Source organism: Thermoplasmata archaeon, assembly GCA_038851035.1.
Taxonomy (GTDB): domain Archaea; phylum Thermoplasmatota; class DTKX01; order VGTL01; family VGTL01; genus JAWCLH01.
Genome location: JAWCLH010000001.1, coordinates 64811 through 76769, shown reverse-complemented (window position 1 = coordinate 76769; position 11959 = coordinate 64811). Strand labels below are relative to the sequence as shown.

Sequence of the window (11959 nt, the reverse complement as noted above, 5' to 3'; positions counted from 1 at the left end):
GGAAGGGAGGTGCATGTGTGAGCGATGGGAGCGAGGGGAAGTCAGGAGCGGAGAAGAAGCAGGCTGGCACGGGAGAGGGCGGGGCGGCGTACCAACCCCGGATAATCGGGTTCATATGCAACTGGTGCACTTACACCGGGGCTGATTTGGCCGGGGTCAGCCGGCTTCAGTACCCTGCTGGCTTTATACCGGTCAGGGTGATGTGCAGTGGCGCGGTCGACCCGACGTACGTCATCAAGGCGCTGCTCGATGGCGCCGATGGGGTGCTGATAGGTGGCTGCCACCCGGGCGACTGCCACTACCAGACCGGCAACCTCAAGGCCCGGCGGAGGGCGACCGTTCTCAAGCAGCTCCTGAAGGAAGTTGGCCTTGACGAGGAGAGGGTTTGGGTCCGGTGGATAAGCGCAAGTGAAGGTAAGAAGTTCGCTGAGACGGTCCGGGAGATGACCGAGGCGCTCGAGAAGAAAGGACCGAATAGGTTCAGGTGGGAGTGGGCCTTATAGGGGTGGCATGGAATGAGCTCTGTACGTGTGGAAGTGATGGATGGCGACTTCAACAGGGCGCTCGCAAGCTCGCTCAGTGTCCTTCTCGATAAAGGAATTGTAGACGCTCTCGTAATTCCACAAGAATCACCGCACGGGCTAGCGATACATCAGACTTTGGTCAGGAAAAGGGAGGGGCTGAAGAGCCCCAGACCCATCAATCTGCTGATGGCCAACAATGCCGCCAGATTCCTTCAGGAGCTTTCCGAGGCAGACCCCGGGGCGAGGGTTGCGGCAGTCCTCAGGCCATGCGAGCTCCGGGCAGCGGTCGAGCTGGTCAAGCTGAACCAGATCAACCGGGCCAGCATGTTCTTCATTGGCGTGGACTGCCACGGTACTATGAAGCCGAGGGCCTATGAGAAAAGGGCAGCGGAGATTAAGAGGGAAGGGCGGGACCCCAGCGCCGAGCTTATCGGGAAAGACGAGCCCGAGTCCCAGCGGGAGACCTGCCGAGCCTGCGAGCGCTTTTGGCCCTTGGAAGGCACTGCGGACCTCGTCGTGGCGCACATTGGCCTCGACCCATTCAAGGAGCTATTCATAGAAGCCCACTCGGATGCTGGCGCGGGGGCGCTGAGAGCGCTGACCGAGGCGGGCTATCGGGAGGCTGTGGTTCCGGAGGCGCGCCGAAGCACAATTCAGGAGCGGCTCGCCAGGGTCGCTGAGTTCAGAAAGGGCTGGCTGGAGGAGGCCAGGAATAAGTTCGGTTCACTAGATGCCCTCCTCTCCACTCTCTCTGGCTGCGTCAGATGTTACAACTGCCGGGACGCCTGCCCCATTTGCTATTGCAAGGAGTGCGTCTTCGACGCCGAATTCATGGAACCCTCTCCGAGACATACCCTTCGGAGGGCGGGGAGGAAGGGTTTGCTCAGGCTACCTCAGGACACCCTCCTCTTCCACCTAACGAGGCTGAACCACATGGCGACATCGTGCGTTGGTTGCGGAATGTGCGAGGAGGCTTGCCCGCAGGAGATACCGGTAGCGCTGCTCTTCATCCCGCTCGGCGAGAGAGTCCAAAGGCTATTCGATTACGTCCCGGGGAGGGACCCGAGGGAGCCGCTGCCGCTGGCAACCTTCAAGGAGAAGGAGCTAGAGGAGGTGGGCGGCGAGTAGGGGGCGGCCCTGTCCCTTCCCTCCCGGACTTACCCAACATTTATTAATCACCGGGACGTTTCAGTTGCAAAAGGAGTGGAGCGGATGGGACGCGGGTTCCTTAAGAAAATCGTCTCGGGCGAGCAGCAGCCCAAGCCGGTCGAGACAGAGGCCTACATAGACCTTGGCGCGATGAAATTCGAGGACGAGATTCCAGCCGGAGCGACGACGACCGTCAAAGTGGCCGAGCTCCACCGCCACGAGGATCTCCCGGACCTGATGAATCTCGTCTACAATGGCCATATAGTGGTGATTGACATCAGCACTCTGGGGGCGGACGAACTCGCGCTCAGGCGTGTGACCAACGAGATCAAGAATGTGACGAGGGACACGGGCGGCGACGCCGCGGGAATATCCAAAAACATGATAATGGTTACTCCGCGCGGCATAACTATCGACCGGAAGGTCATCCGCGGGGGAATCTGAAAGGCACGACCCCGCGCCGGCTAGTCGCTCTGAACTCCCGGTCAGGGAGAAGTCTCAGGCCACGGAGGCGCGCCATTCGGACGCATCGCGACCGGTACTTGAATAAGCCTTCTCTAACTCTCGCGCTTTCCAGGCCTTTTCAGCTCTCCGCGAGAGGCGAGCTGGTAGCCTATTCCTGCGAGAGAGACCGTGAGCGCAACCAAAGCCGTCGCCACAGCTCCGGCGAGCTCGCCGGCTGTTCCCGAAACAATCGCTCCCGCACCGATGCCGGTGAGCGAGCCTCCGGCAACGGCTGTGAGTCCTCCCATAATGCTGTCCATGAATATCCAAGCGACTACGAAACCGATGAGGAAGGCCGCGAGTGCGGCGAGCTGGCTTGTCGTGATCGTGGCGACGAGGCCGGCCAGAACTACGCCGAGACACACCGCCAAGACTGCCTTGACAAGTACCAGGGCCAGCGCGCCCCCCACTATGCCCCCGATGACGACCGCAGCGAGCAGGCACACGCTGCTTCCGGGAGCGACTAGGGAGGTCACCACGGAACCGACGGTGGCACCGACCACCGCGCCGATGAGAAAAGTCGTGAGTTTCCATAGGGCCCGCCCCAGGAAGGCCACAACTAGCCCGACGAGAATCAAGCCCAGCGCAGGGAGGGTGGGGATGGTCACAATTTCAGAAGGGAACTCAAACATGTCCCTCCTCTTCTTCCGTGCCACCCGCCGAGCCTCCCTTCTCCCTATCCGGGGCGGAGGCGGGTGGTGCGGGAGGGTTCGGCGTCTGCTCAGGAATTCCCTCGCCCGCAGGGGCCTCGCCGGCGCCCTCGCCACCGGGGGGCGATGGCGCTCCGGTGGGAGGGGCCTCGGGCGCTATTGCGGAGGGCAATGCGGAGTCCGGCTCTGGGAAGCCGATGACTTCCGTGCGCCGTATTTCGATTTTTCTTATGGGGTAAATCGGTTTGCACTCCTTGAATATCAGCTTGGCCATTTCGCCTTGTAATATATCCCTTATGAGCTCTCCGAGCGTTTGCTTCTCAGAAGTACTTGTTATAACCTTGCTCATCAGATTTCGTATTGCGGACTGCTGGCTCGTCTGTATCCTCTTCTCTGTTATCGCCATCGGCTTCACCTTAACCGTGAAGCCGTCCTTGGTCCGGACGGTAAAAACTCCGTCCATCTTTGAGTGCTTCCGCCTCGTCAGCCTCCTTATGTAGTCGCTGGTCAGGTCGTGGCCTATGAAAATGGTGTGGGCGTCGAAACCTGAGACTTTATTAATGCGGAGCTTCAATTTTATATGCATCTTTGAAAAGTCCCCCGTCACCTCTTGGAGGGAGACCGAGACGACGCGGCCGGGAAGGCTGTTGGGGTCTGCGGCGAGGGTCTCGGCGACCTGCTGGCCACCGAACATGTCAGGGGCAAAAACCCTGTACCACTCTTTTGCCCGCCACTTCTCCTTGCCCTTCTTTGCAGAAGGATGCCTCTCCGCTTTCTCCTCCCGCGCTTCCTCCGCCTTGGCCTTAGCCCGTCCCTCTGGCGGCGGTGTTTCCTTCTCGCCCAAGATTTCCCCTCGCTTTACAGGCACCCTCAATCAAGCAACCAGTATAAAATAGTTAAGATGATCTAGACGGTGCCCCCACCTGCCGACCCGCCAAGATTTCCACACCACGACGGCCGGGCCTCTCGCAAGCCGCCCAACAACAGTACTCCCGGCCACTCAGCCGAACTAATTAGACTACCAGTGAGTCCATCGGAATAATAAATTTTATTTTAGTTATCATAATCTATAAGTAGGTTATCATTGTTTTCGCAGAGCATTACGAAGCCGGTTCTGCCGGCCGAGGGGCAAGGACGATGGCGATGGAGACGAATGAGAAGAGGGGAAGAGAGGGCGAGGGCAGAGACCTGAAGGGAAAGCTCCTCACCGCTCTCGTCCTGCTCGGTTGCTTCGTGCTTGCGATGGTGATTCGGTGCGTTTGGTACTATGAACCGGCGGTGTCGCCCACTGCCACCTACGGGGAGTACAGCTACGTGGTTTCCGGAAACGACCCCGACTACCATAAGAGGAGCATTGACTACATCGTCGAGACGGGCCACCAGCTCACCTGGGACCCCCTGATGAACTACCCCACAGGAGGCCCAAACCCCAACCCACCGGCCTTCGCGTGGACAGCAGTTCTTCTCGGCTACCTCCTCACACCATTCTATTCTTTCGACGTGACCAAGGCCGTATGGATGTTCTTCGAGATTCTGCCGGCGTTCTGGGCAGCCATGAGCATATTTCCCATCTACTACTTCACAAGAGATATGTTCGGCAGGAAGCCTGCCTATTTCGCCGCATTCTTCATCGCTGTGATGGCCGGGAATGTCGAGAGAACCCCATTGGGATTCTCGGACCACGACTCATACGTGGTCTTCTTCGTGGTCTTGGCGTTCTTTTTCTTGATGCGGGCAATGAAGAATCTGGAGGACAAGTACTGGGTGAAGAGCTGGAGGAAACCGGCGGAGATATCCCGGGGCCTTGTTACGTTCTTTGAGAACAACAGGGTCGCAGTCTGCTACTCCGTCCTCGCGGGCTTCTCAATCGCCGCGGTCATGCTCGGCTGGAAAGGAGGCACATATATATTTGCAATTCTGTTCATGTACCTATTTATTCATTCGTGGATAAAAAGGGTCAGGCGGGAGGACACGTTCGGGATTGCCATCCTCATCCTGACGGCGATGTTCATTCCGCTTTTAGTCTCTCTTCCTTATTATTACACAATGTACTTTATCCATTGGTACGAGACACCGTTTTTTGTCTTCGGAGCCACGGCGCTGTACGCGGGAATCATCGTTGTCACGAGGGATCAGCCTTACATTCTCGTCGCCCCCGGCCTGGCGGGCCTAGTTGGTGGAGTGCTGTATGTCCTGTCGCTCTTTCCCAGCGTCTGGAATGTAGTGCTTGGCTTCCAGGGCTACTTTATCAGGACAAAACTTTACGAAACCATCGCCGAGGCCCAGCCCCCCGACTTCAGCCGGATGGTCTATTCGTACGGCGAATGGATATTCTATTTTGCACTAGTAGCAATTATTTATCTAACCTGGCGGCTGCCGAAGGAGAGGTGGAGGAACGACTACATTTTCACCTTGATGTGGTGCTTCATGGCGATTTTCATGGCGATGAGCGCCGTACGTTTCATGTACAACGCAACACCGGTCTTCGCCATCCTTGGGGGCTGGGTTACTTGGACCCTCATTCACCTCCTCGACTTCAAAAAGGTCGTTAAGACCTATAAGGGCCTGAGCGGGGGGGGTAGGTGGCACGCCCTGAAATCCTCTGTAAAGCTCAGGCACGTCGTCGGCGTAATCTTCGTTGGTGTAATGGTGATTGGCTCCGCCACCTGGTACGGTGTGGACGCAGGCATCCCCTACGAGACAAAGCGCAACTTCGACCGAAAGATATACGACTTCTTGCCCTCCTTCCTGCATCCCCCGGGCTTCGACCCTAACCAGGGGGGGACTTGGTGGTTCGGCTCCTTCGGAACTGCCTTCCCCAGCGACTCCTGGATAGACGCAATGTTCTGGTTCAGGGAGCAGGACCGAGAGCTCTCTCCCGAGGATCGCCCCGCCTTCGTCGCCTGGTGGGACTACGGCCACTGGTGCATGCACATGGGCGAGCACCCCTCGATTGCGGACAACTTCCAGCAGGGTGTCGAGATATCCGGGAACATCATAACCTCCCAGAACGAGAGCAGCGCCATAGCTTACTTCATCGCCCGAGTAACTGAGGGCGCCACGAGCGATGCCGTGGTCAGGGACATCCTCACGAAGTATCTGGGGGAGAAAAAGGCGAGAGACTTTATAGAAATAGAAGAGGAAAAGAATTTGGATGCGTGGAAGTCCAGAATTCTTAAGAACTCGGAGCTTTACGGCTTCCGGACCAGCGACATGAATAGGATGAACACGAAGTGGGTGGCGCTCAGGGGACTCCTCACCTCAACCCTCACCCAGAGACAGCTTGTTGAAATGTACGATGAGCTCATGGAAGCCACAGGCCACCAGATTCGATACTTCGCAGGCGACTACAGGATGTTCCCCTTCTCGGCCACCAACACGGGCATCTATTACGCTCCAGTCAAGCTGACGGACCAGGAGTACAGCCACTTCCTCAAGGTCACAGCCACAGGCAACGACGGCATAGAGTACGACCCGGCCAAAATACCTCTGGAGAAAAGGAGAGACCCCGACTTCAAAATCACTGGTTATAATCTGTATTATCAGGACATGTTTTACAATTCGCTCTTCTACAAGGCCTACATCGGCTATGGGCCGAGGGACGTGGGCATCTCTCCGGGCTCCAACGGCTATACCGACATACCCTCCCTCGTCGGAAACATGAGGTCGGGCCAATACCCCCCGATGCAGGGCTGGAACATGTCGAACTTCAGGTTGGAATACAGGACGAGCTATTGGAACCCGTACAACGAGAGCACCGGTGTCTCGGAGCGCCACGCGGACTGGCGTGTGATTCCTCCCTGGACCGCCGAGAGCTACAAGGAGATGAAGAAGGGCTCCCTTGACCAGTTCTACAGGAACCTTTACGGCGGGGTCTTCTTCCTGAAGTACTACCACGGCGCCTGGGTCAACGGGACCGTTACGACCGACACTGGTGAGCCCGTCGTGGGAGCGAGGGTGACGGTCTTCGATGACGTCAGCCTCCCCATCACATACTACCCTGGCATACCCCACGGCTACACATTCACCGACGCGAGGGGCAGGTACAGCCTCCTCGCGCCCTATGGCAACGTGACCATAAAGGTAACGAACGGCGGCCAGGAGGGCACGGACAACCTCCTCCTACTAACGGAGAGGCACGAGCTCAGCTCAACCCGGTTCTATATTTCCGACGACCAGGCCATGAGGAGGGAAATCGACCTCGACCTGGACGGAATTCCTGACTACAATATAAGAAAGGACTTCGTCGTCAACACCTCCAGGCTATCGGGGAGGGTTTATTACGACATCAATGGCGATGGCTCCTTCACCCCCGGCACCGACGACAACATATCATGCTATGTCCGGGCAGTCAACGAGACGATGGGAATCAACCGCACTTCTGCGACTGGCAACAACGGTACGTATGAGTTCCTCAACCTGACGCCGGGCGGGTACAACCTGACGGTGGAGTACCGCGGTCTTCGAATCGACGGCGGGAGCACGAGCTTCGGGCAGGGGGCGAACGAAACCAAGGACATATCCTTCAAGAACATCAATCTGAATGGAACCGTCACATGGGAGAACGGGACGCCCGCTGGAGGCGTTGAAGTCGCGATTCTGGGTCCGGACGGGAGCGTTCTTTGGTCCAATCTAAGCACGGAGAACGGGAGCTATATGATCGAAAGGGTGCTTCCCGGCTCATACAACGCCTCCCTCATATCCCCCGCGCTCCTGGGCCAGAAAACAAGCGTAATATTCAATCAGAGCGACAACACCACCCTGAACATCACCACCGCTCCCCTCCTGAAGGTATCGGGCAGAGTCAGCCACCCGGGGGCCCTGATTTCTTTACAGAACATGGACAATATCAGCCGCTCGGTCACGGTGCGGTCCGGACCAGACGGGACTTTTGAGGCCTGGGTCGCGAGAGGAAACCACACGGTTCTCGCGCGCCTCGTATCGGGGAGCGATGTCCTTGTCGCTCTGGATTTCATCCACCCCACCCCATCCGCGCCCCATTTGGAGCTCTCCTTGGAGAACGGAATCAGGCTCAACGGCACCGTCTACAGGGACTTGAACGGCAACGGCTCCTATGACGTCCACCAACCGGCCCAGGTGCCTCCGGAGGTCATCTCACCCGGCGGCCCAACGCCACAGATAAGCCCCCCGGAATGCCAGCCGGGAGCGACTGTGGAGGTCTGGAGCGCCAGGGGGAGGATATCCATCCCCTGCAATAACCTGGGCTACTTCGAGGTCTACCTGCCCGCAGGGAACTACTCGATACGGGCCTACAAGCCCCTTAATGAGACGGACACCTATACAAACACCACGAGGCTTGAACTCAGCGAAGCCACGGAGCTCAACCTGAGCCTCATGCAGGGCGTTAGGGTCAGTGGAACAGTTTTCTGGGACAGGAACTCAGACGAGGTCACGAACGAGGGGGAGGCCGTGGAGGGAGCCGCGGTCGTCTTCGAGGAGCTCGAGCGCGCGGGCCGCAGGGTGACCGTCTTCACCAACGAGACAGGGGCCTACAGGGCTTTTCTCGCGGAGAAGACAAACTACACTGTATCCGTCTCATGCAATGGCTACCTCACCGCCACCGACTTTCTCACCACGGGCTCTGTGCTGGACGAGCCTATATCGAGAAACTTCAAGCTCGACCCCGCAAGGGTCCCCCTCCGCATCACCTTCCTCATCGACGGTACCCCGGCTCCCGCGGGGGTGACTGTCTATCTGGACCCGGCCTCCTCGGGCGCGCAGGCGTTGAACCTGACAACCGACAATGAAGGCAGCGTCTCTGCCCCTGTGATTCCGGGGAAATACATCGTCCGGGTCGAGGATGAATCTAAGACCTGGCGCGGCGAAGTCAACCTCTCTCTCCTCCAGCCCTTAGAGGTATGGCTAGGGAACGGAACGACCGAGCTCGCCCTTTCCCTGAAGGCAAAGGTCAAGCTGAGCGGCGTGGTCTACCAGGACGAAAACGGCGACGGTGTGGCGCAGAAAGCGGAGCACCGTAACGCCCTCATTAAATTCATACCCGAAGAGCTCGTCTCCAGCGCTGACGCCTTCGTCCCCGGAGTCTCATATCTACCCGGCGTGACAGGCGTGGAGACATCGGAGGGGCGCTACGAGGTCCTAATCCCGCCCGGGAACTACACAGTCTGGACCCTTCTCCAGCTCTCCTCGCCCCAGACCCCGGACCTGGTCTTTCTGGAGAGGGCTGGGGTGGAGAGGACGGGCCCGCTCAACATCTCCCTGAGGCCCGGGTGCACCGTCCGGGGCATGGTCTACGTCGACCTCAACCACAATGGGAGGTACGACAGTGGTGAGAACCGGCAGGGAATTCCGCTGGGCCTATTCGAGCCCGGAAATGGGAGGCTTGCGACACTCTCGTCCGACCCCGATGGCTGGTACGAGGCGATTCTGCCCCGCGGGGCCCACTATGGGCTTGCTGTTGAGAACTACACCAACGAGACACTCTCCGAGGACGTTCTGGTTCCCATAATGTACCTAGCCTCCGTTGGGCTTGAGGTCCCGGATGGCCCGGTGGCTGAGATGAATGTAACGCTTGAGCGCAGGATCGAGACGCTCGGGAGGGTGCACTACGACAGGAACGCGAACGAACAGCCGGACGCAGAGGAGGGCGTGGAGGGTGCGGAGCTTGCGTTCGAGGCCGCCTCGGGCGCGAGATTTACTGCAAGAACCAATGAAACCGGCAACTACTCGATATATCTTGAGGAGGGGAGCTACGATGTAAAAGTCGCGGCCGGTGGCTATGCACCCGAGCCTAACGGCACGCGGTCCGTCCGTGTGGGACTGGAGACACGAACCTTTGAACTCAAGCTGGAGGCGATAAACCTCACGCTCTCTATCCATGTCACATTCTCGGGGAGCGGGCGTTTGACCTCGGGAGCATTTGTGTCTCTATTCGCCCTGGACGGCCGGGGGGAGAATGCAAGCTCAAGCACGGACCGCGACGGGCGGCTGGTCATGTCGCTAAGGCCGGGCGTCTACGCCCTCTACGCCAAGGCCCGTGTGGACAGCGCCGAGCTCGCCGCCCTAATGCCGCTCGAGCTCGAACCGAGCAGTGACGCGGTAAAGCTCAACGTCCCACTGGAGAAGGCCGTGAGGGTCTGGGGCTCGGTCTTCCTTTCATCTGAGGATGGGGTATCGAGGATGCCGGAAAGGGTGAGACTCTCGTTCAACGCTTCGCTCGAGGTGAAAGGTGCCAACCGCACAGTCCCCCTCGAGTTAATCGAAACGAGGCCCGTCTATGAGCTGCACATTCCGCCAGCCAACTATACCGTCGAAGCAACCTATGTCGCGATGGAGAGGGGTTTGAATGTGACATATAACTCCACCTCCCAGCTCAACATAAGCAAGGGTGAAACCTCCGCCCAGTGGGATACGGTCCTGAGGAGGGTGGATGACCACTCCGTGAGCGTCCGCTGGGACGAGACCCAGAAAGCAACAATAGAAGTCAACGGGACTGTGAACTACACGGTAGAGCTCTCCAATACCGGGAATAAGAGAGCGACCTTTGAGCTGGAGGCCTTACCGCCTAGTGGTTGGGAAGTCAACTTGAGCGAAAGGAGCGTCTCGCTCGACGTTGGAGCGAGCGCGAAGGTCATGGTAGGAATTCGGGCTTCTGCGGAGGCAAACGCCGGGGACAACTTCGTCACTTTCAGGGCCCGCTCATCCGAGCTCCCGCAGCAGTTCTCCAATCAGACGAGTCTCATCGTCCGCATTGTCCAGATATACGGCGTGGAGCTGAAGGCTTCGACCGACTCGCCGACGACTGCCGGAGAGGAGGCCGGCATGCTTTACAAGTTCATGCTGGTCAACCGGGGCAATGGCTTCGACACCTTCAACCTCACCGTCTCCGGCCCCCACGGCTGGACCCTGCGCCTTAGCGACTACAATCCGACGCTGGGGGCGAGGGAGGAGAGAGAGCTGACCCTGACGGCCGTGCCATTTGAGGGGGCGAGGGTGGAGAGGGGTATGACCGCCCTGGTGAAGGCGAATTCAAAGAACGAGATGACCCCGACGGCCGCCCTGACAATAAACCTGACATTTCCCGAAATCACCCTCGGGAACTTCAGGGTCTCCGGACCCGGCGTTTCTGAGACCTCTCCGAAAGGAATGCCGGGCTTCGAGGCGCTCGGGCTGGTCTCGTCCCTAGCGGCGGCCGCTTTACTTCTGGGCAGGCGCAGGAGGTGGGCGGGATGAGCGGCTCCAATGACCACTCCCTCGCGCCCCGGAAAGCTCTACGACCCAATCCCGGAGTGCGGCTCCTCGTTCTGCCGGCGCTTGTTGCGGCTCTCATCCTCCCCATTATACAGAATTCCGTCGCCGGCGCCGACACGCCCGGCACCGCCGTCGCGATATCCGGGCCGGATAGGCTGGAGGTATCGACAGATGCGGTCTACAACATCAGAATCTACGGGCCAGAGGGCATCAAATGGGGCTTTGAGCTGGAGATGAAGGGCAAGAATCTAGAGGGGGGCTACATCACCTCGCCCGCCGGCAGAACGGAGGAGGAGAACAAGTACAAGATGGTCCACGACAGACCCCTTGAGCAGCCGGAGTTCAATGTCACGCTCCACGCCCCGTCGAAGGCCGGCGAGATAGCGCTCCAACTGGCCGTCACCGCGCTCGAGGGCGAGGCCGCCGCCGGACAGAAGGCGAAGGCGCGCTGGCCTATCTCAATCCGGAACAAGCGAGAGGTAATGATAAACGCGACCGTGAGGAACACGGGTGAGACCCGCGTTGAGGGCCTTCTCGTCGCGTTTTATGTTAGGCTCGAGGGCCGTTGGCTCAATTTCGCCAACCAGAGCGTCCCCGTTATCGAGCCCGGCGGGAGGGAAAACGTCTCGGCCGTCTGGAATGCAGCTCTGGTAGACAACGGCGAGTATCGCGTCAGGATAGTCCTCGACCCAGAGCATAAAAAGCCCCTCTTCTCCGAGAGTGGCAGTGTGATCGAGAAGACCATCGTTCTTAAGGAACCGGGCGCGCAGGGCCCCAAGCCCATCTCGCCGGTTGTCCTAGCACTGGTCGCCTTCGCTCTCGTGGGCGGTGCAGTGTCTATATATTATTGGTATAGAAAGAAAAAAATAGTATAGAAGGGAATAACTGATTCGACGGGGGTCC

General features: G+C 58.8%; 7 protein-coding genes. 5 read left to right on the top strand and 2 right to left on the bottom strand.

The genetic code is table 11. From position 1 onward, the window contains the following. The first annotated feature begins 101 nt into the window (after positions 1-101). The 3 genes from QW379_00255 (at position 102) to sepF (ending at position 2117) form a co-directional block, all read left to right on the top strand. Positions 102-503, top strand: coding sequence for a hydrogenase iron-sulfur subunit (locus tag QW379_00255; GenBank protein ID MEM2868842.1), 402 nt, complete (start codon positions 102-104; stop codon positions 501-503). 12 nt (positions 504-515) lie between these two features. Then, positions 516-1652, top strand: coding sequence for a Coenzyme F420 hydrogenase/dehydrogenase, beta subunit C-terminal domain (locus QW379_00250; GenBank protein MEM2868841.1), 1137 nt, complete (start codon positions 516-518; stop codon positions 1650-1652). Positions 1653-1736: 84 nt separating this feature from the next. Beyond that, positions 1737-2117, top strand: a complete 381-nt coding sequence (gene sepF, locus QW379_00245; protein ID MEM2868840.1) for a cell division protein SepF — start codon at positions 1737-1739, stop codon at positions 2115-2117. A gap of 113 nt (positions 2118-2230) precedes the next feature. Here the strand turns inward: sepF and QW379_00240 are convergent, their stop codons facing one another. Together QW379_00240 and QW379_00235 are read right to left on the bottom strand one after the other, a co-directional pair. After that, positions 2231-2833, bottom strand: a complete 603-nt coding sequence (locus tag QW379_00240) for a hypothetical protein (GenBank protein MEM2868839.1) — start codon at positions 2831-2833, stop codon at positions 2231-2233. After that, a complete protein-coding gene (locus QW379_00235) occupies positions 2802-3671 on the bottom strand; it encodes a 30S ribosomal protein S3ae (protein MEM2868838.1) in 870 nt (289 codons plus the stop codon). The genes QW379_00240 and QW379_00235 overlap by 32 nt, the downstream gene beginning before the upstream one ends. Before the next feature lie 293 nt (positions 3672-3964). Between QW379_00235 and QW379_00230 the strand changes: the two genes are divergently transcribed. Then, complete coding sequence (locus tag QW379_00230; GenBank protein MEM2868837.1) at positions 3965-11038, top strand: STT3 domain-containing protein; 7074 nt, start codon at positions 3965-3967, stop codon at positions 11036-11038. Then, positions 11035-11931, top strand: coding sequence for a CARDB domain-containing protein (locus QW379_00225; protein MEM2868836.1), 897 nt, complete (start codon positions 11035-11037; stop codon positions 11929-11931). The genes QW379_00230 and QW379_00225 overlap by 4 nt, the downstream gene beginning before the upstream one ends. Positions 11932-11959: the final 28 nt, after the last annotated feature.

Coding starts and splice junctions, on each gene's coding strand:
- QW379_00250 (MEM2868841.1), top strand. CDS start 516: ATGAGCTCTGTACGTGTGGAAGTGATGGATGGCGACTTCAACAGGGCG.
- sepF (MEM2868840.1), top strand. CDS start 1,737: ATGGGACGCGGGTTCCTTAAGAAAATCGTCTCGGGCGAGCAGCAGCCC.
- QW379_00230 (MEM2868837.1), top strand. CDS start 3,965: ATGGCGATGGAGACGAATGAGAAGAGGGGAAGAGAGGGCGAGGGCAGA.
- QW379_00225 (MEM2868836.1), top strand. CDS start 11,035: ATGAGCGGCTCCAATGACCACTCCCTCGCGCCCCGGAAAGCTCTACGA.